At 69.7% G+C, this 24,109-nt stretch carries 25 protein-coding genes; 15 read left to right on the top strand and 10 right to left on the bottom strand.

Annotated elements, in window-relative coordinates:
* Positions 1-51: 51 nt before the first annotated feature.
* Both HDA33_RS03355 and HDA33_RS03350 read right to left on the bottom strand, forming a co-directional pair.
* On the bottom strand, positions 52-1,233 hold the full coding sequence (locus tag HDA33_RS03355; protein WP_184170893.1) for an SPFH domain-containing protein: 1,182 nt from the start codon (positions 1,231-1,233) through the stop codon (positions 52-54).
* A 51-nt stretch (positions 1,234-1,284) separates the two neighbouring features.
* On the bottom strand, positions 1,285-1,761 hold the full coding sequence (locus HDA33_RS03350; protein ID WP_184170891.1) for an NfeD family protein: 477 nt from the start codon (positions 1,759-1,761) through the stop codon (positions 1,285-1,287).
* A gap of 148 nt (positions 1,762-1,909) precedes the next feature.
* Between HDA33_RS03350 and HDA33_RS03345 the strand changes: the two genes are divergently transcribed.
* The gene (locus HDA33_RS03345) at positions 1,910-4,015 is read left to right on the top strand and encodes an NADPH-dependent 2,4-dienoyl-CoA reductase (protein WP_184170888.1); all 2,106 of its coding nucleotides are present in this window, start codon (positions 1,910-1,912) and stop codon (positions 4,013-4,015) included.
* A gap of 81 nt (positions 4,016-4,096) precedes the next feature.
* Positions 4,097-4,645, top strand: a complete 549-nt coding sequence (locus HDA33_RS03340) for a maltokinase N-terminal cap-like domain-containing protein (RefSeq protein WP_184170885.1) — start codon at positions 4,097-4,099, stop codon at positions 4,643-4,645.
* A 107-nt stretch (positions 4,646-4,752) separates the two neighbouring features.
* Here the strand turns inward: HDA33_RS03340 and HDA33_RS03335 are convergent, their stop codons facing one another.
* Positions 4,753-4,995 (bottom strand): superinfection immunity protein, encoded by a 243-nt coding sequence (locus HDA33_RS03335; RefSeq protein WP_158492784.1) that lies wholly within the window; start codon positions 4,993-4,995, stop codon positions 4,753-4,755.
* 250 nt (positions 4,996-5,245) lie between these two features.
* A complete protein-coding gene (locus HDA33_RS03330) occupies positions 5,246-5,872 on the bottom strand; it encodes a hypothetical protein (protein WP_184170882.1) in 627 nt (208 codons plus the stop codon).
* Positions 5,873-5,946: 74 nt separating this feature from the next.
* Between HDA33_RS03330 and HDA33_RS03325 the strand changes: the two genes are divergently transcribed.
* Both HDA33_RS03325 and HDA33_RS03320 read left to right on the top strand, forming a co-directional pair.
* Positions 5,947-6,363: a DUF3054 domain-containing protein gene (locus HDA33_RS03325; RefSeq protein WP_158492786.1), complete on the top strand. Its 417-nt coding sequence runs from the start codon at positions 5,947-5,949 to the stop codon at positions 6,361-6,363.
* Between the two features lie 127 nt (positions 6,364-6,490).
* Positions 6,491-6,772: an Lrp/AsnC family transcriptional regulator gene (locus HDA33_RS03320; protein WP_017488339.1), complete on the top strand. Its 282-nt coding sequence runs from the start codon at positions 6,491-6,493 to the stop codon at positions 6,770-6,772.
* Here HDA33_RS03320 and HDA33_RS03315 read toward each other — a convergent pair.
* A protein-coding gene (locus HDA33_RS03315) for an IS5 family transposase (protein ID WP_184170879.1) occupies positions 6,769-7,663 on the bottom strand; the annotation gives its coding sequence in 2 pieces (ribosomal slippage) (positions 6,769-7,305 and positions 7,307-7,663; 894 coding nt in all). The two genes, HDA33_RS03320 and HDA33_RS03315, sit on opposite strands and share 4 nt — an antisense overlap.
* A gap of 142 nt (positions 7,664-7,805) precedes the next feature.
* Here HDA33_RS03315 and HDA33_RS03310 point away from each other — a divergent pair.
* The 7 genes from HDA33_RS03310 to HDA33_RS03280 all read left to right on the top strand — a co-directional run bounded on the left by HDA33_RS03310 (position 7,806) and on the right by HDA33_RS03280 (position 12,763).
* Entirely contained in the window at positions 7,806-8,138 is a 333-nt protein-coding gene (locus HDA33_RS03310; RefSeq protein ID WP_020628509.1) for an ArsR/SmtB family transcription factor, read from the top strand.
* On the top strand, positions 8,135-8,881 hold the full coding sequence (locus HDA33_RS03305; RefSeq protein ID WP_069942017.1) for a cation diffusion facilitator family transporter: 747 nt from the start codon (positions 8,135-8,137) through the stop codon (positions 8,879-8,881). Before HDA33_RS03310 ends, HDA33_RS03305 begins: the two co-directional genes overlap by 4 nt.
* A gap of 39 nt (positions 8,882-8,920) precedes the next feature.
* Positions 8,921-9,838, top strand: coding sequence for a cation diffusion facilitator family transporter (locus HDA33_RS03300; RefSeq protein WP_158493425.1), 918 nt, complete (start codon positions 8,921-8,923; stop codon positions 9,836-9,838).
* A gap of 80 nt (positions 9,839-9,918) precedes the next feature.
* Positions 9,919-10,671: a thioredoxin domain-containing protein gene (locus HDA33_RS03295; protein WP_158493424.1), complete on the top strand. Its 753-nt coding sequence runs from the start codon at positions 9,919-9,921 to the stop codon at positions 10,669-10,671.
* Positions 10,672-10,679: 8 nt separating this feature from the next.
* Positions 10,680-11,363, top strand: a complete 684-nt coding sequence (locus HDA33_RS03290; RefSeq protein WP_080695921.1) for a vitamin K epoxide reductase family protein — start codon at positions 10,680-10,682, stop codon at positions 11,361-11,363.
* Between the two features lie 55 nt (positions 11,364-11,418).
* Positions 11,419-11,649 (top strand): hypothetical protein, encoded by a 231-nt coding sequence (locus tag HDA33_RS03285; protein ID WP_127913478.1) that lies wholly within the window; start codon positions 11,419-11,421, stop codon positions 11,647-11,649.
* Positions 11,650-11,740: 91 nt separating this feature from the next.
* The gene (locus HDA33_RS03280) at positions 11,741-12,763 is read left to right on the top strand and encodes a cytochrome c oxidase assembly protein (RefSeq protein ID WP_223247519.1); all 1,023 of its coding nucleotides are present in this window, start codon (positions 11,741-11,743) and stop codon (positions 12,761-12,763) included.
* On the opposite strand, the gene HDA33_RS03275 is transcribed toward HDA33_RS03280, so the two are convergent.
* Both HDA33_RS03275 and trpD read right to left on the bottom strand, forming a co-directional pair.
* A protein-coding gene (locus HDA33_RS03275) for an IS5 family transposase (RefSeq protein WP_184170876.1) occupies positions 12,760-13,654 on the bottom strand; the annotation gives its coding sequence in 2 pieces (ribosomal slippage) (positions 12,760-13,296 and positions 13,298-13,654; 894 coding nt in all). The genes HDA33_RS03280 and HDA33_RS03275 overlap by 4 nt on opposite strands.
* Positions 13,655-13,766: 112 nt before the next feature.
* Positions 13,767-14,825 carry an anthranilate phosphoribosyltransferase gene (trpD, locus tag HDA33_RS03270; RefSeq protein WP_158492822.1) on the bottom strand — a complete coding sequence of 353 codons (1,059 nt, stop codon included), beginning with the start codon at positions 14,823-14,825 and terminating at the stop codon, positions 13,767-13,769.
* Positions 14,826-15,017: 192 nt separating this feature from the next.
* Between trpD and ctaE the strand changes: the two genes are divergently transcribed.
* The 4 genes from ctaE to qcrB all read left to right on the top strand — a co-directional run bounded on the left by ctaE (position 15,018) and on the right by qcrB (position 19,404).
* Positions 15,018-15,656, top strand: a complete 639-nt coding sequence (gene ctaE, locus HDA33_RS03265; RefSeq protein ID WP_455565735.1) for an aa3-type cytochrome oxidase subunit III — start codon at positions 15,018-15,020, stop codon at positions 15,654-15,656.
* A gap of 86 nt (positions 15,657-15,742) precedes the next feature.
* Positions 15,743-16,549, top strand: coding sequence for a cytochrome bc1 complex diheme cytochrome c subunit (gene qcrC / locus HDA33_RS03260; RefSeq protein ID WP_158492823.1), 807 nt, complete (start codon positions 15,743-15,745; stop codon positions 16,547-16,549).
* A 69-nt stretch (positions 16,550-16,618) separates the two neighbouring features.
* The gene (gene qcrA, locus HDA33_RS03255) at positions 16,619-17,695 is read left to right on the top strand and encodes a cytochrome bc1 complex Rieske iron-sulfur subunit (protein ID WP_158492824.1); all 1,077 of its coding nucleotides are present in this window, start codon (positions 16,619-16,621) and stop codon (positions 17,693-17,695) included.
* 5 nt (positions 17,696-17,700) lie between these two features.
* The gene (qcrB, locus tag HDA33_RS03250) at positions 17,701-19,404 is read left to right on the top strand and encodes a cytochrome bc1 complex cytochrome b subunit (RefSeq protein ID WP_184170873.1); all 1,704 of its coding nucleotides are present in this window, start codon (positions 17,701-17,703) and stop codon (positions 19,402-19,404) included.
* 1,542 nt (positions 19,405-20,946) lie between these two features.
* On the opposite strand, the gene HDA33_RS03245 is transcribed toward qcrB, so the two are convergent.
* From HDA33_RS03245 to ctaC, 3 genes are read right to left on the bottom strand one after another with little or no spacing between them, the layout of a single operon-like run.
* A complete protein-coding gene (locus tag HDA33_RS03245; protein WP_184170870.1) occupies positions 20,947-21,348 on the bottom strand; it encodes a cytochrome c oxidase subunit 4 in 402 nt (133 codons plus the stop codon).
* Positions 21,345-23,054, bottom strand: coding sequence for an aa3-type cytochrome oxidase subunit I (ctaD, locus tag HDA33_RS03240; protein ID WP_158492827.1), 1,710 nt, complete (start codon positions 23,052-23,054; stop codon positions 21,345-21,347). Before ctaD ends, HDA33_RS03245 begins: the two co-directional genes overlap by 4 nt.
* Positions 23,054-23,971 (bottom strand): aa3-type cytochrome oxidase subunit II, encoded by a 918-nt coding sequence (gene ctaC, locus HDA33_RS03235; RefSeq protein WP_476703394.1) that lies wholly within the window; start codon positions 23,969-23,971, stop codon positions 23,054-23,056. The genes ctaD and ctaC overlap by 1 nt, the downstream gene beginning before the upstream one ends.
* Between the last annotated feature and the right edge of the window lie 138 nt (positions 23,972-24,109).

The following is a 24,109-nucleotide window of genomic DNA, read 5'->3' as shown; positions in this document are numbered from 1 at the left end:
GGGGCGCGGTGCGCCCGAGGCGCGGCAGATCATGTTCAGTGGTGCAACCACTCAGTGTCCCACACCATTCCCGTCGGTCTCGCCCGCGGGGCGTCGGCCCGGCGCGCGCCCCGCGGAGGGGTCCGGCTCGAGCTCCTTCGGGGTGGCCAGCGCCTCGTCCAGAGACGTCTGGGGCATCTCCTGGGCCGTCACGGCGCCGGCGGTCATCGCGTCCATCACGCCGGATGAGCGCAGGGCGTCCGCCGTCGTCGGGCGGGAACCGCGGGGACGCCGCGGCCGCTCCGGCGAAGCGCCGCCGTGCTCGCCCGCGCGCTCGGCGGCCTCGCCCCGGGCCCCGGACGGGGAGGGGCGGCGGGACTCGCCGTCGCCGGCGGGGGAGAATGCCTCGCCGAGCCCCTGCAGGGCCCGGGTGAGCTCTGCGGGGACCACGAACATGGTGTTCGACTCGCCGTCGGCGATCTTCGGCAGGGCCTGCAGGTACTGGTAGGCCAGGACCTCGGAGTCGGCGCCGCCGCTGTGGATCGCGTCGAAGACCACCTCGATGGCCTCGGCCTCGGCGTTGGCGCGCAGGACGCGGGCCTGCGCCTCGCCCTCGGCCGAGAGGATCTGGGACTGCCGCTCGCCCTCCGCGGTGAGGATGGCCGCCTGCTTGGTGCCCTCGGCGGTGAGGATGGCCGCGCGGCGGTCCCGCTCGGCGCGCATCTGCTTCTCCATGGAGTCCTGGATGGACATGGGCGGGTCGATGGCCTTGAGCTCCACCCGCGAGACGCGCAGGCCCCAGCGGGTGGTGGCCTCGTCGAGGACGCCGCGCAGCTGCGAGTTGATGGAGTCGCGGGAGGTCAGGGCCTCCTCGAGGTTCATGCCGCCGACCACGTTGCGCAGCGTGGTGGTGGTCAGCTGCTCCACGGCGTGGATGTAGTTGGCGATCTCGTAGGTGGCGGCCTTCGCGTCCGTCACCTGGAAGTAGACCACCGTGTCGATCGAGACCACGAGGTTGTCCTCCGTGATCACCGGCTGCGGCGGGAAGGAGACGACCTGCTCGCGCATGTCCACCATGGGCAGCATGCGGTCCACGAACGGGATGATCATCGTCAGACCGGCGCCGGCCGTCCGGTTGTACTTGCCGAGCCGCTCGATGTTCGCCGTGCGCGCCTGCGGGATGATCTTGACCGACGAGGCCACGATCACCGCCGCCAGCACGGCGAGGACGACCAGGATGATGATGGTTTCCATCGGGATCCCTCCGTAGGGGTCGGGGTGGGAGACGGGGGAGGCCCGGCCGGCTCAGGAGCGGCCGTCCTCCCAGTCGATCTGGGGCAGCGGGCGCACCACGAGGGTCGCCCCCTCCACGCGCAGCACGGTCACCTCGGCGCCGGGGGCGGCGTCCGGGACGCCGTCCTCGACGCGGGCGGACCAGGTGTCGCCGTCGACCGTGAGCGTGCCGGCCTCGGCGGTGATGGCGCCCTGCGCCGCCACGCGGCGCCCGGGCAGGGTGTCCAGGTAGGAGGCGCCGGCGCCGGTGTCCTTGCGCAGGTGGCGCAGGGCGACGGGGCGCACGGCGGCGAGCATGAGCAGCGCGACGACGGCGAACGCGGCCAGCTGCAGCGGCAGGGGACCGCCGGCCAGGGCGACGACGCCCGCGGCGCCCGCGCCGGCGGCGATCATGAGGAACACGAGGTCCAGGGTGAGCAGCTCGACCCCGATCAGGCCCGCGGCCGCGACCAGCCACAGCCAGCCCGCGTTCGCCTCGATCCAGTCCATGCGCTCGCTCCCCTCGGTGACGGCCCGCCCGGCCTGCCGGCCGCGCCTCGGCGTGTGACCCCCATCCTGCCCTACGGAGACGCCGCGCACACAGCCTGTCCCCCGGTCGGGGTCCCGCCGTGTCCTACCGGTGGGTAATGTGACCACCATGACAGTCGCACCTCCCCGCACCTCACCGCTGCTCGAGCCCATCACCCTCGGCCCGCTGACCCTGCCCAACCGCGTGGTCATGGCCTCGATGCACCTGGGGCTCGAGGACCGCCACGAGGACCTGCCCCGCCTGGCCGCGTTCTACGCCGAGCGGGCACGCGGCGGCGTCGGGCTGATCGTCACCGGCGGCGTGGGCGTCGTCCCGGAGGGCGCGGTGACGCTGGGCGGGGGGCTGCTCGCCAGCGAGGAGGACGCGCGCGCCCATCGCGTCGTCACGGACGCCGTCCACGCAGCCGGGGGCAGGATGCTCGCCCAGCTGCTGCACGCCGGACGCTACGCCCCGAGCCCCGACCTGGTCTCGGCCTCCGCGGTGCGGGCCCCGATCTCGCGGCACACGCCCCGGGAGATGACGACCGCGGACATCGAGCGGACCGTGGGCGCGTTCGCACGCGCTGCCACGTTGGCCTTGGAGGCCGGATACGACGGCGTGGAGATCATGGCCTCGGAGGGCTACCTCCTCAACCAGTTCCTCGCCCCGGCGACGAACCGACGCGTGGACGAGTACGGGGGTGACGCCGAGCGCCGGCGCCGGTTCCCGGTCGCGGTGGTCGCAGCGGTGCGCGAGGCACTGGGGGAGCGCGGCGTGCTCTCGGTGCGCACTTCCGCCGCCGACCTGGTGCCGGGCGGCCAGACCCGCGAGGAGGTCGCGGACACGGCGCGCGCCTTCGAGGCCGCGGGCGCGGACGTGCTCATGACCGGCATCGGCTGGCACGAGTCCCGGGTGCCGACCATCGTCACCTCGGTGCCGCGCGCGGCGTTCCTGCCGGCGACGGCGGCGCTGTCCGCCGCCGTCGACATCCCCGTGATCGCGGCCAACCGCCTGACCACGCCCGCCGAGGCGGAGGAGGCGATCGTCTCGGGCGCCGCCGCCCTCGTGGGCCTGGCCCGGCCCCTGCTGGCCGACCCCGACTGGATGGCCGGGATCGGCGTCGACGACGCGGCGGCGCTCACCCCCTGCATCGCGTGCAACCAGGCGTGCCTGGACCACGTGTTCACCGGGGCGCCCGTCTCCTGCCTCATGAACCCCCGCGCCGGCCGCGAGACCGACCCGGCGTACGCGCGACCGGTGCCCGTGGCGATCGGCCGGCGCCGGCGCGTCGCCGTGGTGGGCGCGGGCCCGGCCGGACTCACGGCGGCCGAGCGCGCCGCCCGGTTCGGACACGAGGTCACCCTCTTCGACCGGCACGACGAGCCGGGCGGCCAGTTCCGCCTGGCCCGGCGCATCCCCGGCAAGGAGGAGTTCGGCCCGGCGCTCGAGCACCTGGCCGCCCGTGCACGCGCGTCGGGAGTGACGGTCCTGACGGGCGAAGATGTCACGGTGCAGACGCTCCTGACACCGGAGGGCGCGCCGGCCTTCGACGAGGTCCTGCTCACCACCGGGGTGCGGCCCCGCCGCATCGAGCTGCCCGGCGCGGGGGAGCCCGGCGCCCCGGCCGTGCACGCCTACGACGACGTCGTCCTGGGGCACGCGCTGCTCGGTCCGCGCGTCGCGGTGATCGGCGCCGGGGGAGTCGGCGTCGACGTCGCCGAGGCCCTGACCGCCGGGGCGCAGCGGCCGGACGGCACGCCCGAGAGTGCCGAGCAGTGGCGGGCCCGCTGGGGCGTGGCGCTGGACTCGCCGACGCCCGGCCAGCTGGGGGAGCCGACGGGGGAGCCGCCCGCCCGTGAGGTGCACCTGCTGCAGCGCAGCCCCGAGCCGATCGGCGCCCGCCTGCGGCCGACCACCGGATGGGTGCACCGCGTCGAGCTGCGCCGCCACGGCGTGCGCCTGCACAGCGGCGTGGCCTACGAGGGCCTGTCCGCGGCGGGCCTGCACGTCACGGTCCCGGACCCGGAGCGCCCCGAGGAGCGGACCCCGCTCACCCTGGACGTGACGGATGTGGTGGTCTGCGCGGGCCAGGAGTCCGAGGACGGACTGGCGGGCGACCTCGTGGCTGCGGGCTACCACGCCGAGGCGGTCCGTCTCGTGGGCGGCGCCGCCGAGGCGCGGGAGCTCGACGCGTACCGGGCGATGGACCACGCCGTGCGCGCCGTCCAGGGCTGAGGCGGCGGGCGGACGAGACGACGGGGGCGCCGGGCCGACCGGGCCTCGCCGCCGGCGCGCGGACGCGGCTACGGTCGGGGCATGGCCCTCATCTACACCGCACAGCTGGACCCGGACAAGCCCGAGTGGATCCGCCGCCGCCTCGTCGCGCACGGCCTGCCCGAGGACGTCGACGCCGAGAAGGTCGGCTCGTACCGCTTCGACGACCCGGCCGGCGAGGTGGGCGTCGAGTCGATGATCGTGCGCGTGGGGGACCGGCTCTACCAGACCGCGTTCGCCTACCGGGGCGAGGCCCCGACAGAGGGGGACATCGTGGCCGAGACCGACCACTCCGTGCTCGGCCGGCGCTGGGTCATGGACGCCGCCACCGACCCCGACGCCCGCCGCATCCTCACCGCCGGCCTGCGCGGTGAGATCCCGCAGGCCGTCATGGATTTCCACGACGAGTCGGGGACCTACCTCGAGACCCGCCAGCCGGACGTGACCCTGCGCCTCGTCGGCGAGGGCGACGGCGGCGAGCTGGAGCTGCCCGTGGAGCTCGCCGATGCCGCTGAGGAGTCCGGCGACGGGCCCCGACGCCTGGTGGCCGAGGGCGAGGGCTTCACGGCCGTCGTCGCCCACCTGGCCTGACAGGCCCCGGCCCGGACCCGCACGGCGGACGTCAGGGGCGACCTACCGCGACGAGATCCACGTCGACCGACCGGTCGACGTGGGCCTCGCGGCGTTCGAGCGTCAAGTCAGCGGCGCGCACCCCAGACGCGGGCCGTGCGGTGGCTCGTCAGTGACATGTACAGGGCGATGGCCCAGCCGATGACGGTCCAGCCGGTGAGCAGGTTGACCCAGAACACGGTCCACACGTTGGACTTGCCGCGGGTGGCGGCGACGGCCCAGGGCGCCAGGTAGCCGCCCGTGAGGATGGCCAGGATGATGGCGATGGTCGCGTGAAGCGGTCGGTCTCGCTTGTCAGTCACGATCGTCATGGACCTCAGGCTAGCCAGCGCCGGGTCGGTGCCGACAGGATTCGGGCGCGGGACCGGATGCGTCCGTCCAGGGTGGCGTTGCGCCACGGGCGGCGCGCGGCTCGGGTCAGGCGGGGCGGAACGGCGGCGTGTCCGGCCCGCGGGGGCGTCGCATCACCCCAGGTCAGGGCCGGTCTCTTATAGGCCGATAATGTGCATTATGTAAACTAACGAGGAACGAGGGTCCCCCGCCGGGGCCGCACCTGACCCGTCACCCGCGCTCGGACGTCGACGGCGACGCGCCGCCGTCGGAGACGCGGTCACCACGGCGCGCCAGCACGTCGAGGGCGTCTGCCGTGGCGCCTGCCAGGGCCCGGGTCTCGTTCCACAGCCCTCCGCGCAGGCGCGCGTGGACCGCCTGCTGGCTCACCTGCAGCTCCGCCGCGACCTCGCGCTGGCTGGCGCCGGCCTCCACGCGGCGACCCGCGTCCTGCTGCGGCTCCGACCGGCGGCGCTCCAACGCGCCCAGCAGCTGCAGCGCCGGCTCGATCCAGGCAGCCGAGGGGCCGCTCGGGCCCAGGACCGCGCAGTGGCCGTTGGCCCGCCGTGCCCGCTCCGCCTCGCGCTGGAGCAGCGACTCCCCAGCCGCCTGCCCCTCGGCGACCTCAACGACGACCGCCCAGGCCCCGCTCCGGACCAGGGACAGCAGGATCCCGACGGCCTCCACGCCGGAGTCCATTCCCCCGACCAACCGGGCCTCCGAGCCCTCCCCCTGACGGTCGAAAGGCATCAGGAGGCTCGACACTGCCCCGGGGCGGTTCAGCTCGTCCCCGACGCGGGTCCACGCGGCGTCGGCGGCGTCGGGAGCGGTCAGCGGGAGCAGGTGCAGCACGATCACGGGGTCATCCTAGCTGCGACATGGCTGACACCTTGTCTGAAAACCGGTCCGAGACGATGGCGCAGACTGGAGGCATGACCGACTCCCCCACTCGCCGTCATTCACCCGCGTCCCCGCCCTCTCCCCTGTGGGCCGCGACCGCCCTCGCCGTCGACGCCGTCCTGGTCGTCGTCTTCGTGGCGCTCGGCCAGGACCAGCACACCACCGATCGGGGCCTCGGCGGCCTGCTGGCGACGGCGTTGCCTTTTCTGCTCGGGCTGGTCGCCGCCACCGTCCTCACGGCCGGCCACCGCACGTGGCACCGGGTGTGGCCGCACGGCGTCGCCGTCTGGCTCGGCACGGTGGCCGTCGGCATGGCGCTGCGCGTGCTGTGGGACCAGGGCGGCGCGCCCCTCTCCTTCGTGCTGGTGGCGCTGGGCGTCCTGGGCGTCTTCCTGCTGGGCCGACGGGCGGTCACGGCCTGGGTGATCCGCCGCCGCGCAAGTGTGTGACTAGTCATCGGGCTTGTCAGAAGCGAGGGTCTCCCCGGATGACGCAGTGCGGTGGCGGCCGATGCGCCGGGGCTAGGATCGGGCGGAGAACGGACCGAACGCCGCACCCAGGAAATGAGGACCGACCGTGGTGACCGCCATCGTGATGATCAAGACCGACAAGTCCAGCATCCCGGAGACCGCCGAGACGCTCGCCGCCCTGGAGGGCATCGGCTCCGTCTACTCGGTGACCGGCGCGTGGGATCTCGTCGCGATGGTCAAGGTGCGCCGTTACGAGGACCTGGCGGACGTCATCGCGGACCACCTCTCCAAGGTCGAGGGCATTCAGGACACCGAGACGATGCTCGCCTTCCGCACGTACTCCAGCGAGGACCTCGGCGAGGGCTGGGCCCTCGGCTTCGAGGACTAGGGCATGTCTGACAATCGTTTGGACCACGCGAGCACAGCGTTCAACACCACGGCGGCCCGGTAGACGATCGCGTACTTGTCGTACCGGGTCGCCAGGCCCCGCCATTGCTTCAGGTGCGCGTACTGGCGCTCGATCACGTTCCGGCCCTTGTAAGCCTGCGAGTCCAGGTCCACGGGACGGCCACCGGCCGAGCCGCGGCGCCTGCGGTGGCCCTGCTGATCCGCCGGCTCGGGGATCACGGCTTTGATCCGGCGGGCACGCCGGTGGGTGCGGATCGCCCGGGAGGAGTACGCCTTGTCGCCCAGCACCGCCTCGGGGCGGGTCCGGGGCCGCCCTACCGGCCGTGCCACGCGCAGCCGCCCCAGCAGCGGCAGCAGCATCGGGGAGTCCCCGGCTTGGCCGGGGGTGATCAGGCTGACCAGCGGCAGCCCGGTCCCATCGACGAGCTGATGGATCTTCGTGCTCAGCCCGCCACGGGAGCGCCCGATGCCGTGATCGGCCGGCTCCTCACGCGGATTCTTGTAGTTCGATCCATCCCCCTGTGTGGCGGGTGATGTTCGTCGCGTGCTGGTGGGCGCGGGCGATCGTGGAGTCCACCGAGACCGACCAATCGATCAGGCCTTCGGCGTCAGCGGCGGCGGTCAGCCTCGCCAGCACCGTGTCCCAGGTGCCTTTTTCGGCCAAGCGCCGATGCCAGGTCCACACGGTCTGCCAGGGCCCGTAGACCTCGGGCAGATCCCTCCAAGCGATTCCGCACCGGTACCGGTAGATGATCGCCTCCACCATGGTGCGGGCGTCGGCGAACGGCCTGCCGGCCCTGCCGGTCCGGGTCGGGAGCATCGGGGCGATCAACTCCCATTGGGCATCGGAGAGCATCTGGAACCGGGACATGTCCCCAGGGTCTCAGCTGACTCGTGCATCTATTCTCAGACACGCCCTAGTTGCGCGGACCTCCTGGGATCGGGCCATGGTGCCGGCCGCTTGCCGGGCGGCACCCCGACAAGGGTACACGTTATGCTGTACCGTTCTAGGCATGAGCACCACGACCCTCACTCATGTCTCGGCGTTGTCCCGACTGGGCCATGCCCTCTCTGATGACACCCGGACCCGGATCCTGCTGGCCCTGCGTGATGGGCCGGCCCGCCCGTCGGCGCTGGCCGGGGAGCTGGGGGTGTCCAAGCAGGTGATGTCCAACCAGTTGGCCTGCCTGCGCGGCTGCGGGCTGGTGACCACTACCGCCGAGGGCCGCAACGTCTGGTACGCCCTGGCCGACCCCCGGCTGGGCCAGACCCTTGGGGAGCTGCTGGAGTTGACGCTGACCATCGACCCGGATTGCTGCTCCGCTGCGGGATGCACCTGCGCATGAGCACCCTCACGCTGAGCTCCAAGCCCCTCACGGACGACCGCCGTGCGGTCCTGCACCGCCGGATCCGCTGGATCGTGGCCGGAACCATCACCTACAACGTGATCGAGGCGGCCATCGCCCTGGCCGCCGGCACCGTGGCCTCGTCCTCCGCGTTGATCGGCTTCGGCTTGGACTCCATCGTGGAGGTCCTCTCCGCCGCCGCGGTGGCCTGGCAGTTCGCCACCCCGGACCCGCACCGCCGGGAGAAGGTGGCGCTGCGCCTGATCGCCTTCTCCTTCTTCGGCTTGGCCGCCTTCATCACCGTCGACGCCGTGCGCACCCTGTTCGGGGCCGGGCAACCGGAGCATTCCACGGTGGGGATCGTGCTGGCCGCCGTGAGCTTGGCCATCATGCCGTTCGTGTCCTGGTTCGAGCGGCGCACTGGCCGCGAACTCGGGTCCGCCTCCGCGGTGGCCGACTCCAAACAGACCCTGATCTGCACCTACCTCTCGGCGGTCCTGCTGGTGGGCCTGGTCCTCAACAGCACCCTGGGCTGGACCTGGGCCGACCCAGTCGCGGCCCTGGTGATCGCCGCCGTCGCCCTCAAGGAAGGGGTGGAGGCCTGGCGCGGGGATGCCTGCTGCACCCCCGCCTCCGCGCTGATCGCCGGGGACCAGAACGAGAAGGACGGCGATGGCTGCGGGGCGGATTGCGCCTGCTGTGCGCATTCAGCGTGCCTTCAGTATCGCCGGACAGGATGGTGACGTTCAGCTGATGATTCATCGAGTGGAAGAGACCCTGGTATGAGCGGACACGATCATTCCCATGCTCTTCCGGCGGCGGGCCGGCGGGGCCGGCTGGCCGTGGTCTTCTCCATCACCGCGACGATCATGGTCGCCGAGGTCATCGGCGCGCTGGCTTCGGGCAGTCTGGCCCTGCTGGCCGACGCCGGGCACATGTTTACTGACTCAGCCGGGTTGCTGATCGCCCTGACCGCCGCGACCCTGGCGCTGCGCCCGGCCACGGACAAGCGCACCTGGGGGTACAAGCGCGCCGAGATCATCGCCGCGGCCGTGCAGGCCGCGGTGCTGCTGGCCGTGGGCGGCTTCGTAGCCGTGGAGGGCGTACGCCGGCTCATCGAACCCCCCGAGGTCGAATCCACCGCGATGCTCTGGTTCGGGGTGATCGGTTTGGCTGGCAACCTCATCGGTCTGGCGATCCTGGCCTCTTCCCGAGGTGAGAACCTGAACATGAAGGCCGCGTTCCTGGAGGTACTCAACGACGCCCTGGGATCGGTCGCAGTGATCGTTTCGGCGATCGTGATCGCCACCACCGGCTGGAATCGCGCCGATGCGGTGGTGTCCCTGTTGATCGCCGCACTGATCGTGCCCAGAGCCCTGATCCTGCTTCGCGACACCATCGACGTACTCATGGAGACCACCCCCAAGGGCTTGGACCTGGAGGCGGTCCGCATCCGGCTATCGGAGCTGCCGCACGTGCTGGAGGTCCATGACCTGCACGCTTCACGCATCGACTCCGACACCCCCGTGCTCTCCGCGCACGTCACCGTGCACAACGGCTGCCTGACCGCCGCGCACCTGGGCACTGTGCTGACCGACCTGCAACGGTGCGTGGCCCAGGATTTCCAAGTACCCATCGAACACTCCACCTTCCAAATCGAACCGGCCACCCACCCCCACACTGAGACCCTCCACCCCTGACCCACCCCTGCATCCCAGCCCCAGCTCATTCCCACCCCGACGGCACGGTGCCGTCGCCACCGACCGAAACGGATCCCTTCGTGAACACACCGACCCGCAATCCGACCCCCTCTGATCCGTCAACACCGGGCACCACATCCCGCAAGGCCAAGACCATCGTCTGGGTCGTACTGGCCGCTGTGGTGCTGGCCGGGCTGATCGTCGGAGTGGTGGCCGCCAGCGGCCCCCGCGACGCCGCCCCCCAGGGCTCCGGGCAAACTGCCTCCTCCGGGACCGGGCAGAGCGCCCCCTCGGAGGCCACGCCGGTGATGCGCCCAGACAGCCGGGTACTGTCCAAGGCCCCGAACGAGCAGGCCGTGCTGGTGGAGTTCCTGGACTTCGAGTGCGAGGGCTGCAAGGCCGCCTACCCGGTCGTGGAAGAACTGCGCGCCGAGTACGCCGACACGGTGACCTTTGTGCACCGCTACTTCCCGCTGCCCGGACATCCCAACTCGATGACCGCCGCCGTAGCCGTGGAAGCCGCCGGCCAGCAGGGACAGTACGAGGCGATGTATCAGCAGATGTTCGACACCCAGGAGCAGTGGAGCCATACCACTGAGGACCGGAGCCCGGTGTTCCGCGGTTACGCCGAGGATCTCGGCCTGGACATGGCCGCCTACGATGCCGCGGTGGCTGACCCGGCCACCCGCGACCGCATCGAGGCCGACGTGGCCGACGGGACCGCGCTGGGCGTGCAGGGCACCCCGACCTTCTTCCTGGACGGACAGATGCTCACTCTGAACACCCTCGAGCAGTTCCGCGCCGAGGTCGACGCCGCCGCCACGACGGACTGACCGGGCCCATGAGTGTCCCCGACACCGACACCAATTCACCCGTGACGATCCCCACGACCACCACCGACCGCCCTGCCGGTACCGGGCAGGCCTCCGACGTAGCGGGGATACCGACTGTCGCCCGGCACCGTCCGTTCGGCCTGGTGCTGTTGATCACCGGGGTGGTCGGCTGGGTGGCCTCGGCGATCCTGGTGCTCGAACGCCTGGAGCTGTACGAGGATGCCGGGTACATCACCAGCTGTGACATCAACCCCTGGGTGTCTTGCGGGAAGGTGATGGGGACCTGGCAGTCCGAGCTGTTCGGCTTCCCCAACCCGTTGATCGGCATCGTGGCGTTCGCCGTGGTCATCACCACCGCCATGGTGACCCTCTCCGGGGCGAGCCCCGGGCGCTGGTACTGGGCCGGCCTGCAGGCCGGGGTCACCGCCGGCACGGTGTTCACCATCTGGCTGTGGTCCCAGGCGTTGTTCGAGATCCACATCCTGTGCCTGTACTGCATGATCGTGTGGGCGGCGATGATCCCGCTGTTCATCCTGCTCACCGTGCGCAACCTCGCCCACGGCGTGATCCCCGCGCACGCCGCGGTGGTGCGGTTCTCCGCCGGCTGGGCCGGAACCCTGGTGGCCATCGCCTATGTGGCCGTGGCCGCCTCGGTGTTCTGGACCTTCTTCCCGGCCCTCACCGGTTACTGACACACCAGCCGCACTACGGCCCGCCCACGCGCCCGCAACGAGGAGAAACCACACCATGGCCGAGACCGACGTGCTAGTGATCGGCGCCCGCCAAGCAGGGCTGGCGCTCGGGCACTACCTGAGGCGTGAGGAGCCGAGCTGTCGGCAAAGCCGGACACAGGTTGGGAAACCGAGAAGGGCAGGCAGTAGGTTCCTTGTCCAACAGGCCCTCTACCGCCACGTCGCGACAACCGGGCAGCTCCGTGAGGATGGAGGCAAGGTCCTCGCCCGGAAAGGAAGTACATGATCGGCTGGCTGGAGCGGTGGCAGATTCCCTTGTACCTGGTTGCCCTGGGAGCCGGTGCCGCTTGCGGAAGCGGCATAACCGAACCGACACCGTGTCCACGATCAAGGGCCAAGGCCCCACTCCTACTCCGGCCTCACCTGACCCCGCTCCGGCACCACCACCGCGGCCGAAGTCGCCGACGTTTGATCGCCTCGATGAAGGGAAATTCGCTATGCCGCCGATCGACCAGTGGGTCACGTTCGAACCCCTCACCGGCTCACCCGTCGGCATCGCCGCTCTGCTGTTCGCGGCACTGTATCTGCGAGGAGCGATCTGGATGTGGCGAAACAGGCGCCGTTGGGCGATCGCCCGCACAGCATCGTTCCTGATCGGGTGCGCCCTGATCTTCGCTATCACGATGTTCGGTGTGAACCGTCTCGCGACGGAATCCATCACAGCGCTGGTGTTCCAGCAGATCACCCTGCTGACCGTCGTTCCGCCGCTCCTCATCGCAGGGTCACCCGGGCTGCTGCTCCTGCGCAGCACACCGCACACCGGCCTCGGGCGTCTCGTGCTCCGTGCCGCGCACGGGGGACTGCGCTCACGATTCTGGAGCGCCGCACTGCACCCTGTGGTCGCCATCGTCATTGCGATACTGCTGTACCCGGTCCTCTACCTGACCGACGCGATCAGCGTCATCATGCGCATCCCCTTCGGCCAGGACGCCTTGCTCTTCGTCATCCTCGTCCTCGGCATCGTCTCGGCAACACCGCTATGGTCCTCCGATCCGCTACCGCGCCAACCCTCCTTCGCCGCACGATTCGTCGATATCGCCGTCGAGATCCAGATCCACGCCATTTTCGGCCTGATCCTGCTCCGTACCGCCACACCGCTGTTCAGCGCATACGCCACCCCCACAGGCAGCCATGACCCCGTCATCGACCAGGCGATCGCCGGCACGCTGGTATGGACCTACGCGGAGCTGCCGATGTTCGTAGTGCTCATCGTCTGCCTGTCCCGCTGGCGAGCCCGCGACGTGCGCACCTCGAGACAGCGACAGAAAGCCGAGGACGCCGAACTCGACTCTTACAACGAGTACCTCGCCAGCCTCTCCCGAAGACGGAACGAGAGCTAGGGCATGTCTGACAATCGTTTGGACCACGCGAGCACAGCGTTCAACACCACGGCGGCCCGGTAGACGATCGCGTACTTGTCGTACCGGGTCGCCAGGCCCCGCCATTGCTTCAGGTGCGCGTACTGGCGCTCGATCACGTTCCGGCCCTTGTAAGCCTGCGAGTCCAGGTCCACGGGACGGCCACCGGCCGAGCCGCGGCGCCTGCGGTGGCCCTGCTGATCCGCCGGCTCGGGGATCACGGCTTTGATCCGGCGGGCACGCAGGTGGGTGCGGATCGCCCGGGAGGAGTACGCCTTGTCGCCCAGCACCGCCTCGGGGCGGGTCCGGGGCCGCCCTACCGGCCGTGCCACGCGCAGCCGCCCCAGCAGCGGCAGCAGCATCGGGGAGTCCCCGGCTTGGCCGGGGGTGATCAGGCTGACCAGCGGCAGCCCGGTCCCATCGACGAGCTGATGGATCTTCGTGCTCAGCCCGCCACGGGAGCGCCCGATGCCGTGATCGGCCGGCTCCTCACGCGGATTCTTGTAGTTCGATCCATCCCCCTGTGTGGCGGGTGATGTTCGTCGCGTGCTGGTGGGCGCGGGCGATCGTGGAGTCCACCGAGACCGACCAATCGATCAGGCCTTCGGCGTCAGCGGCGGCGGTCAGCCTCGCCAGCACCGTGTCCCAGGTGCCTTTTTCGGCCAAGCGCCGATGCCAGGTCCACACGGTCTGCCAGGGCCCGTAGACCTCGGGCAGATCCCTCCAAGCGATTCCGCACCGGTACCGGTAGATGATCGCCTCCACCATGGTGCGGGCGTCGGCGAACGGCCTGCCGGCCCTGCCGGTCCGGGTCGGGAGCATCGGGGCGATCAACTCCCATTGGGCATCGGAGAGCATCTGGAACCGGGACATGTCCCCAGGGTCTCAGCTGACTCGTGCATCTATTCTCAGACACGCCCTAATCCCGCCCTTCCCCGACGACGACGGGCCGGCACCGAGGCAGGTGCCGGCCCGTCGTCGTGCGTCAGGAGCGGGAGAACGCGACCCAGCGGTCGAGGACGTCGCGGGCGGCGCCGGAGTCCAGCGACTCCGCCGCGCGGGCCATGTTCGCGGCGAGCCGGTCCGCCAGCGGACCCTGGGCCTCGGTGTCCCACGCGGTGAGGCCGGTGGCGGCGTTCAGCAGGACGGCGTCGCGGATCGGCCCCTTCTCCCCCGCCAGCAGGGCATGGACGAGGGTGGCGTTGTAGGCGCCGTCCCGGCCGGCGAGCGCCTCCACGGGGGCCAGCTCGATGCCGAAGTCGCGCGGGTCGAGCTCGTGGGCGGTCACCTCGTGACGGACCTCGATGACGGTGGAGGGGCCCGAGGTGGTGATCTTGTCCCGGCCGTCCGAGCCGCGGAAGACGAAGCCGCGGACGCCGCGGTCGGCGAGGACCCGGGCCAGCAGGGGCACCATGACCTCGCTCGAGCAGCCGAGCGCCTGGGCGGAGACCTGGGCGGGGTTGCTGAGCGGGCCCAGGAAGTTGAAGACGGTGGGCACGCCGAGCTGCTTGCGCACGGGGGCCACGTACTTCATCGACGGGTGGTAGTTCTGGGCGAAGAGGAAGGTGATGCCGACCGCCTCGGCGCACTCCTCGGCCTTCTCGCGCGGCATGGACAGGTCCACGCCCAGGGCCTCGATGACGTCGGCCGCGCCCGCGGTGGACGAGGCGCCGCGGTTGCCGTGCTTGACGATCCGCGCACCGGCGCCGGCCGCGACCAGCGAGGACATGGTGGACAGGTTGACGGTGCCGAGCCGGTCGCCGCCCGTGCCGACGATGTCGAGGGTCTCCCCCGTCACCTGCACCGGACGCGCCGCCTGCACCATCGCCTCGGTGAGGCCGCGCAGCTCCGGGACGGTCACGCCCTTGGCGGCCAGGGCCAGCAGGAAGCCGCCCACCTGGCCCTCGGTCGCGTCGCCGGCCATCATCTCCCCCATCGCCCACGCCGCGGCCTCGTCCGAGAGGTCCTCGCCGAAGGTCAGGGCGCGGAACACGTCCGGCCACGTGGTCTCAGGGGCTGCTGCGGTGGTGTTCGGGATGCTCACGCCGCGAGCCTATCCGCCTGGATCGCGGCGACGTCCTCTGCCGCGTCACGTTCCGACCGACGCGAAACTGGACGTCTTCTGATGGTCAGCCGTTGACTGCCGCTGAATCATCTCCATCCGGCTGACGAGCCCTCTCGCGACACGGTAGTTTCGATTTACCCCCTGGGCCGTGTTTGGGGCCATAATGATCGGGTGACCACAGCTAACCCCACTCTCCATCAGCCCACCACGGGCCTCCCGAGCCGGCCGAACATGGTGCAGGTCGGGACCATGGTGTGGCTCGCCAGCGAGCTCATGTTCTTCGGTGGGCTCTTCGCCATGTACTTCACCCTCCGCTCCACGTCTCCGGAGCTCTGGGCCGAGAACACCGCGATCCTCAACGTCCCGCTCGCCGCGGCGAACACGCTGATCCTGGTGCTCTCCTCCGTCACCGCCCAGTTCGGCGTCCTCGCCGCCGAGCGCCTCCAGCCCCGCCGCACCGGCGGCTTCCTGCAGTTCGGGAAGTGGGGCATGGTCGAGTGGTTCATCCTGACCTTCATCATGGGCTCGATCTTCGTGGCGGTGCAGTCCTACGAGTACGCGGTGCTCGTCTCCGAGGGCGTGACCATCGCGGCGAACGCGTACGGCTCGGCCTTCTACATCACCACCGGCTTCCACGCCATCCACGTGACCGGTGGCCTCATCGCGTTCCTCTTCATCATCGGCCGCGCCTACATGGCCCGCCGGTTCGGCCATCACGAGGCCACGTCCGCGATCGTCGTGTCCTACTACTGGCACTTCGTGGACGTCGTCTGGATCGCCCTGTTCTTCATCGTCTACTTCCTGAAGTAAGACGACCCTCACTCACCGCACCGACGTCAGGTACGGGCCGGGGGCACGCAGCGGTCCGGCCCGTAAGAGAACGATAGGAAACCCCCGTGAAGGCACTTTCGCAGAACCGACGCCATCCACTGATGGGGCTGGCGCTCCTCCTGCTGGGACTCCTGGTGACCGGCGGACTGTACTCCGTCGCGAGCACCGTGAACCAGGCACAGGCGGCCACGCAGGTCACCGCGGCCGCCTCGGCTGATGACATCACCGAGGGCGAGAAGCTCTTCAACGCCAACTGCGCCACCTGCCACGGCATGGGCGCCGCGGGGGGCCCCTCCGGCCCGTCCCTGATCGGCGTCGGCGCCGCGTCCGTCGACTTCCAGGTCGGCACCGGCCGCATGCCCATGCAGATGAACGGCCCGCAGGCCCCGGCCAAGCCGAACCAGTTCAACGAGGAGCAGACCGCTCAGCTCGCCGCCTACGTCGCCTCCCTCGGCGCCGGCCCGGCCATCCCCGAGGACGAGTACCTCGACATCAACAACGAGGACGTGGACATCACCCGCGGCGGCGACCTGTTCCGCATCAACTGCGCGATGTGCCACAACGCCGCCGCCGCCGGCGGTGCGCTGACCCGCGGCAAGTACGCCCCGTCGCTGCAGGGCGTCGAGGAGAAGCACATCTACGAGGCCATGGAGACCGGCCCGCAGAACATGCCCGTCTTCTCGGACGCGAACGTCAAGCCCGAGGACAAGCGCGACATCATCGCCTACCTCAAGACCATCGAGAACCAGGGCTCCCCCGGCGGCCTGCAGCTCGGCTCGCTCGGCCCCGTCTCCGAGGGCCTGTTCATCTGGACCGCGGGCCTCGCGCTGATCATCGGCTTCATGGTCTGGCTGACCAGCCGGTCCTCCTGATCTCGTCGGCGTCTCGACGCCGGCCACCCGTCATCGACATTCATCACTCGAGTAAAGGAAACAGGTCATATGGGCGAGAAAGGCTTTGAAGGGACCGGGCACCGCTCGGACGCCCTCGAGCACGCCGGCGAGGACGCGCCCCGGTACGCGATCGACAACCCGGGCCTCCCGCCGCACCGTCCGCGTCTGGCCGATGAGGATCCGAAGGCCGCGAAGCGCGCCGAGCGCCAGGTCTCGGTCATGTTCCTCATCTCCATCGTGGGCACCGTGCTGTTCTTCATCGGCTACTTCGGAGTCGGACAGATCGGCAACGACGAGGCGTTCAGCAAGATCTACCTGCAGAACCTGCTGCTCGGCCTCGGCACCGCCCTGGCCATGTTCGGCATCGGCATCGGCGTCGTGCACTGGGCCAAGACCCTGATGCCCGACCACGAGACGATCGAGGAGCGCCACGAGGTCCGCACCGAGGCCGACCGCGTCGCCGCGACCAACATGATCTCGGAGATCCTGGACGAGTCGCAGATCAAGCGTCGCCCCCTGCTGCGCAACACCCTCATCGGTGCGGCCCTGCTGGCCCCGCTCCCGTTCATCGCCGTGTTCCGCGACCTGGACAACACGGACAACTTCTCGGACGAGGAGATCCACAACTTCGGCCCCGAGCGCCTGCGCCACACCATGTGGGCCGAGGGCGTGCGCCTCGTGCGCGACCCCACCGGCTCCCCCATCAAGGCCTCGGACGTGACCCTCGGCTCCGCCGTGCACGTCATCCCGGACGGCCTGAACGACATGAGCTACGGCAAGCTCAACGAGAAGGCCAAGGCCGTCGTGCTGCTCATGCGCCTGGATCCCGCCAAGGTGCAGATCACCCCGGGCCGCGAGGACTGGAACGTGGACGGCATCTTCGCCTACTCCAAGGTCTGCACGCACGTGGGCTGCCCGATCGCCCTGTACGAGCAGCACACCCACCACCTGCTCTGCCCCTGCCACCAGTCGACCTTCGACCTCACGCAGGAGTGCAAGGTCATCTTCGGCCCGGCCAGCCACGCGCTGCCGCAGCTGCCGATCACCGTGGACGACGAGGGCTTCCTCGTGGCCCAGAGCGATTTCCATGAGCCCGTCGGGCCTGTCTACTGGGAGCGTGGCTGACACCTATGAGCACCACCGTGAAAGAGTTCCAGCCGGCGACCTCGACCGGCCGCATCGCGAACTTCGTCGACACCCGCATGGGGATGTCCCCCATCGTGAAGTTCTTCGGTCGGAAGATCTTCCCTGACCACTGGACGTTCATGTTCGGCGAGGTCGCCCTCTACAGCTTCGTCATCCTGCTGCTGTCGGGCGCGTTCCTCACGTTCTTCTTCGACCCGTCGATGTCGCACGTGACCTACAACGGCGCCTACGCCCCGCTGCGCGGCATCGAGATGTCCGCGGCCTACGCTTCGACGCTCGACATCTCGTTCGACGTCCGTGGCGGCCTGTTCATGCGCCAGCTGCACCACTGGGCTGCGCTGCTCTTCGTGGCCGCGATGTCCGTGCACATGCTGCGCGTGTTCTTCACCGGCGCGTTCCGTCGCCCGCGTGAGCTGAACTGGCTGGTCGGCTGCTTCCTGCTGATGGCCGGCTGGGCCGCCGGCTTCACCGGCTACTCCCTGCCCGACGAGGTGCTCTCCGGCAACGGCCTGCGCATCATCGACGGCATCCTGAAGTCGCTGCCCCTCGTGGGCACCTACCTCTCCGCCTTCTTCTTCGGCGGCGAGTTCCCCGGCTACTCGATCATCGGCCGTCTGTACGCGCTGCACATCATGATCGTGCCCGCGGCCATCCTGCTGCTGATCGGCATCCACCTGTTCATGGTGGTCGTGCACAAGCACACCCAGTACCCGGGCCCGGGCCGCACCGAGAACAACGTGGTCGGCTACCCGGTCGGCCCGGTGTACGCGGCCAAGGCCGGCGGCTTCTTCTTCATCGTGTTCGGCGTCCTCGCCCTCATCGCCTCCACCGTCACGATCAACGCCAATTGGAACTACGGTCCCTACGACCCGTCCCCCGTCCAGGCCGGCACCCAGCCCGACTGGTACATCGGCGTGTTCGACGGCGCCCTGCGCCTGATGCCGGGCATGATCGGCGACTTCTCCTTCCTGTGGAACATCCCCATGCCGTGGGGCTCCTCGGTCTCGCTGCCGATGGGCGTCCTCGTCCCGCTGATCCCGGTCGGCGTGCTGATCGTGGGCATGTGCGCCTGGCCGTGGGTCGAGCGCTGGATCACCAAGGACGACACCGAGCACCACCTGCTCGACCGTCCGCGCAACGCCCCGACCCGCACGGGCATCGGCGTCGCCGCGGTCATCTGGTACTGCGTGATGTGGGCGGCGGCGTCCTCGGACCTCATCGCCACGCACTTCCACCTGTCCCTGAACGACGTGCTCTACGCCCTGCGCACGCTGTTCTTCCTGGGCCCGGTGATCGGTTTCATCGTGACGCGCCGCATCTGCCTGTCGCTGCAGCGCAAGGACCGTGAGCTCGTGCTCCACGGCCACGAGGCCGGCGTGATCGAGATGTCCCCCGACGGCGGTTTCCACGAGCGCCATCGCCAGCTCACCGATCACGAGCTGTACCGTCTCGTGTCCTTCGAGGACCGTCGCCCCGTGCCGGCCCTCCCCAACCGCTCCGGCAAGGTGGGCATGATCGAGAAGGCCCGCGCCGGCCTGAACCGCATGTTCTACCAGGACCGCGTCGCCCCGGTGACCCGCGAGGAGCTGGTCGAGGCCCGCACCCACGGCCACCACGGCGTCGAGGACGCCGGCCACCGCGAGCTGGGCGCCGACCCGAGCTCGCACAACCCGAAGATCGACGGCTGACCTTCGATCCCCTGGGACTCAGAAGGCCCCGCACACCTCTCGGTGTGCGGGGCCTTCCGCTGTCCGGACTCACGCCCCTTCGCGTCCCCTGTCGTCTGGACACTTTCGTCCGGGAAACGGGAGTCTCCCACGGAGCTTTCGTTTGGGAAACGGGAGGCTTCGAGCTCTCGCCCTCCGACCGGGTCAAGCCGAACCGGCCGTTCTCCTCCCCTGGGAGCGTCGTCCGGTGCATCTGTTCGCCAGACCCACGCGCCGTCGTCGGGGTCCCGGCGCCACCCCTGCACGGGTGCATGCGCGGGTCGGATGACGTCGGTCAGCCACAGCGTCGTGTCCGGGTTCCACCCGGCGAGCACGGTCGCGTCGCCCTCGCCGACGGGCAGACAGCGTGTGGCGGAGGCGGGGCAGCCGAGTGCCGTCAGGTGGAGCGCATCCCAATCCTGGGCCACACAATCGCAACCCGGGATCACCCATCGCCCGACCCTCCCGTTCACCCGCTCACCCGGTCACCCGGTCACCCGGTGCCAGTCGTGGCCCCTGGAGGCACTCACGTCCAGAGGGACGCTACGGCATAGCCGGGCCCGGTCACCCGGGCTGGTCACCTCGTACGTACGTCCGACGTCGTTCCCCGGGGTCACGGAAGCCGCCCCCGCCCCGGAATCGTCTTCGATGAGATCCAACCCCTCAGGCACCTGCGTGACGGCTGCGGTGATGCCCACCGGGATCGACCAGCGGGCCCCGGACCGGGTCGCCGTGGGGCCTGCGGGCCGTCCTGCCGCTGCGCGGGGTTCCTCCCGCTCCTAGTTCCGTGCCCAGGCCTCGAGGACGCCTCGGGGGTCCTGGGGCAGCGGACTCCCGGCCTTCTCGTACCCACCAGCCGATCACCCACTGGGAGCCCGCCCACGGGTGGGCCCAGTGGTGGGCCTGCTCTGAGCCCAGCCCATGCTCGGTCACCGGTCTCAGGACCGCACGGATGCTCGGGTGCGTTGCCAGCACGTCCTTCTCCGTCGGGCTCCACTGCCACTACTTCGCGGCCGCCACCGTGCCGACCAGGGCCGCGTGATCGCGTCGTTCCTCGGCCGGGTCCATATGAGGTCGAGGCCAACGAGGGCCTGCACGAGCTGATCGACCGATGCTGCCGGACGGGACTCGGCGCCGGGCCGCCCGCTGGTGACGGTGAAGAGGCTGCGGGACGTGCCCACGCGACGTCGTCGGCCGATCCACACACGGGAAGACCGTGTGGTCGAGAGTTGCGCCCGGTCCACGCCCCCGCCACCGCCCAGACCCCGTGCCGTCGTGGTCGGCGCCCTGGGAGCTCTCCCCCGGCCTCGGCGGGTTCGGGCCGCTCGATACTCGCTTCCCAGCCAGAGGGGCCTGGAGAGGCTCCCGTTTCCCGGACGAAAGCGTTCGGGAAGGCTCCCGTTTCCCGCACGAAAGCGCCGGGGCTCAGCGTCCGGGGGGCACGACGACGGCGGGCCGGCCCTCCGAAGAGGACCGGCCCGCCGTCGTCGTCAGCGCCGGTGGCGCTGCGTGATCGACCCGAGGTCAGTGGGCGTACTTGCCCCGAGAGAACTCGTAGACCCAGCCGAAGGTGAAGTACGCCGCGGCGACCACACCGATGATGAAGACCCACCAGCCGACCGCGAGGCCGGTCACGATGATCGCGCAGGCCAGGCCGAGGCCCAGCGGCCACCAGCTCCAGGGAGCGAAGGTGCCGTAGGTGCCCGCGTAGTCGGTGATCTCGCCGTCCTCGTCATCCGAGGGGCCGAGGCCGAACTTCTTGTCCGTGGCCTGCAGGTACCAGGCGATCATCCAGGACATCGCGCCGACGGCGAGGATGGCCGGGATGCCGGCCCACTCGGTCCACTCGACCCAGAACCCGTAGAGGAGTCCGGCCGCGATGAAGAACAGGCCGATGATCCAGAAGATGTTGGCTGCGACCTTCACTGTGCGACCTTCTCTCCGAAGGCCTCAGACGTGTTCTGAGGCGAGTGCGGGAAGAGCTCCGGGTGGTGCAGATCCAGCGCCGGACGCTCGGAGCGGATGCGCGGCAGGGAGTGGAAGTTGTGCCGCGGCGGCGGGCACGAAGTGGCCCACTCGAGCGAGGCCCCGAAGCCCCACGGATCGTCCACGGTGACCTTCTTGCCGTAGCGGGCGGTCACGTACACGTTCCAGAAGAACGGGATCAGCGAGGCGCCCAGGATGAAGGAGAACACGGTGGAGAACGCGTTCATCGCGGTGAAGCCGTCCTCGATCATGTAGTCCGCGTAGCGACGCGGCATGCCGATGACGCCCAGCCAGTGCTGCACCAGGAACGTGCCGTGGAAGCCCACGAACAGCAGCCAGAACTGGATCTTGCCGAGACGCTCGTTCAGCATCTTGCCGGTGAACTTGGGCCACCAGAAGAAGAAGCCGGCGAACATCGCGAACACCACGGTGCCGAAGATGACGTAGTGGAAGTGCGCCACGACGAAGTAGGTGTCGGACACCTGGAAGTCCAGGGGCGGCGACGCCAGGATGACGCCGGTCAGGCCACCGAACAGGAAGGTGACCATGAAGCCGAGCGTCCACAGCATCGGGGTCTCGAAGGTGATCGAACCGCGCCACATGGTGCCGATCCAGTTCACGAACTTCACGCCGGTCGGGACCGCGATGAGCATGGTCATCACGGAGAAGAACGGCAGGAGCACGGCGCCGGTCACGTACATGTGGTGCGCCCACACCGTCACGGAGAGCGCGGCGATCGACGTCGTCGCGAAGACCAGGGACTTGTAGCCGAAGATCGGCTTGCGGGAGAACACCGGGATGATCTCCGACACGACGCCGAAGAACGGCAGGGCGATGATGTACACCTCGGGGTGGCCGAAGAACCAGAAGAGGTGCTGCCACAGGATGGCGCCGCCGTTCTCCGGGTTGAAGATGTGGCCGCCGAAGCGACGGTCCAGGCCCAGGGCGAACAGGGCCGCGGCCAGCGGCGGGAACGCCATCATGATCAGGATGCCGGTGATGAGCGTGTTCCAGGTGAAGATCGGCATGCGCCACATCGTCATGCCAGGAGCACGCATCGTCAGGATCGTGGTGATGAAGTTGACGCCGCCCATGATCGTGCCGAAGCCCTGGAGGACCAGACCGAACACCCAGAGGTCACCGCCGACGCCCGGCGAGTACGTGGTGTTGGAGAGCGGGGCGTAGGCGAACCAGCCGAACGAGGCCGCACCCTGCGGGGTGAGGAAGCCGGCGGTCGCGATGAGCGAGCCGAACAGGAAGAACCAGAACGCCAAGGCGTTCAGACGCGGGAAGGACACGTCCGGAGCACCGATCTGCAGCGGCACCAGCACGTTGGCGAAGCCCACGAAGAGCGGGGTCGCGAACATGAGCAGCATGAGCGTGCCGTGCATGGTGAACAGCTGGTTGTACTGCTCCTTCGTCTGCAGGATCTGCATGCCGGGCTCGAAGAGCTCCGCGCGGATCATGAGGGCCATGACGCCGCCGATGCAGAAGAAGACGAAGGACGTGATCAGGTACATGTACCCGAGCACCTTGTGGTCGGTCGTCGTCAGCCAGCTGACGACGATCTTGCCCAGCGAACGGGGCACCACACGAGGCTGCGCCTGTGAGCGCACCTCATCCGTTGCGTACTCGTAAGTGGTCATCAGTGGCTACCTCCACCGCGGGGGGTCTGGAGATCGCGCTCCATCGTCCCGGCGCCGTCAGGGTTGTTGTTGGGATTGCGGCTGTACTCGTCGCCCACCTGACCCGGCTCCATCTCCTCGAGGCGCTGGACGAACTCCGCCTCGTCGACGACCTCCACGTTGAAGAGCATCTCGGAGTGGAACTCGCCGCACAGCTCGGCGCACTTGCCGTCGTAGCTGCCCAGCTCCTGGGGGGTCAGGTAGAGGTGGTTGGTCTTGCCGGGGATCAGGTCGCGCTTCTGGAGGAACTGCGGGATCCAGAAGGAGTGCGCCACGTCGCGGGACTTCAGCTCGAAGTGCACCGGCACGTCCTTCGGCAGGTAGAGGACGGGCAGGGTGTCACGGACGCCCTCGGAGCCGTCCAGCTGAGCCTGGATGCCCGAGTAGTGGGCCTCCACGACCTCGCCGTTCTCCTGCTCGTAGGAGTAGTTGAAGTCCCAGGACCACTGCTTGCCGTAGACGGTGACCGTCAGCGGCGAGTCGTCCACGGGACGGTCCACCTCGGTCTGCACGCGGTCGGTGAAGCCCCAGAGGGTGAAGACCATCAGGATCGGGATGATCGTGAACATGGTCTCGAGCGGCACGTTGTACGCCGTCTGCTTGGGGAAGCCCTGGTCGTTCTTGCGGCGACGGTACGCGACCATGCACCAGATCATGGCGCCCCAGGCGAGCAGGCCCACGACCAGGGCCGCGATCCAGGAGTTCACCCACAGGTCGGTGAGCTGGGCGTTGTGGTTGGTGGTCTCCCGGGTGCCGGGGTACCAGCCGCGCTGGACCTCTGCCGAGCAGCCGGTCAGCACCAGGAGCGCCGTGGTGCCCACGGCACCGGCGGTCCAGCGGCGGCGAGTCCGACGTCCGGCGTCATTCTGTGCTCTCACAGACGGCCTTCCTCTTCATCTCGTGTACGAGGGGCGGGCCCGTCACCCCGGTGGTTCCGCGAGTTCTCGCAGGTGCCACGCAGGGAGCGCGGGTATGCCCTGATGATTCGTCAGCCAGTCTAAGCCGACGTGGGCCGT

It is taken from the genome of Micrococcus endophyticus, from assembly GCF_014205115.1.
In the GTDB taxonomy this organism is placed as follows: Bacteria; Actinomycetota; Actinomycetes; order Actinomycetales; family Micrococcaceae; genus Micrococcus; species Micrococcus endophyticus.
The sequence above is the reverse complement of the archived record's forward strand: the minus strand, read 5'-3'. Positions and strand labels throughout refer to the sequence as shown.

Coding starts and splice junctions, on each gene's coding strand:
- HDA33_RS03355 (WP_184170893.1), bottom strand. CDS start 1,233: ATGGAAACCATCATCATCCTGGTCGTCCTCGCCGTGCTGGCGGCGGTG.
- HDA33_RS03350 (WP_184170891.1), bottom strand. CDS start 1,761: ATGGACTGGATCGAGGCGAACGCGGGCTGGCTGTGGCTGGTCGCGGCC.
- HDA33_RS03345 (WP_184170888.1), top strand. CDS start 1,910: ATGACAGTCGCACCTCCCCGCACCTCACCGCTGCTCGAGCCCATCACC.
- HDA33_RS03340 (WP_184170885.1), top strand. CDS start 4,097: ATGGCCCTCATCTACACCGCACAGCTGGACCCGGACAAGCCCGAGTGG.
- HDA33_RS03335 (WP_158492784.1), bottom strand. CDS start 4,995: ATGACGATCGTGACTGACAAGCGAGACCGACCGCTTCACGCGACCATC.
- HDA33_RS03325 (WP_158492786.1), top strand. CDS start 5,947: ATGACCGACTCCCCCACTCGCCGTCATTCACCCGCGTCCCCGCCCTCT.
- HDA33_RS03310 (WP_020628509.1), top strand. CDS start 7,806: ATGAGCACCACGACCCTCACTCATGTCTCGGCGTTGTCCCGACTGGGC.
- HDA33_RS03305 (WP_069942017.1), top strand. CDS start 8,135: ATGAGCACCCTCACGCTGAGCTCCAAGCCCCTCACGGACGACCGCCGT.
- HDA33_RS03300 (WP_158493425.1), top strand. CDS start 8,921: ATGAGCGGACACGATCATTCCCATGCTCTTCCGGCGGCGGGCCGGCGG.
- HDA33_RS03290 (WP_080695921.1), top strand. CDS start 10,680: ATGAGTGTCCCCGACACCGACACCAATTCACCCGTGACGATCCCCACG.
- HDA33_RS03285 (WP_127913478.1), top strand. CDS start 11,419: ATGGCCGAGACCGACGTGCTAGTGATCGGCGCCCGCCAAGCAGGGCTG.
- qcrA (WP_158492824.1), top strand. CDS start 16,619: ATGGGCGAGAAAGGCTTTGAAGGGACCGGGCACCGCTCGGACGCCCTC.
- qcrB (WP_184170873.1), top strand. CDS start 17,701: ATGAGCACCACCGTGAAAGAGTTCCAGCCGGCGACCTCGACCGGCCGC.
- ctaD (WP_158492827.1), bottom strand. CDS start 23,054: ATGACCACTTACGAGTACGCAACGGATGAGGTGCGCTCACAGGCGCAG.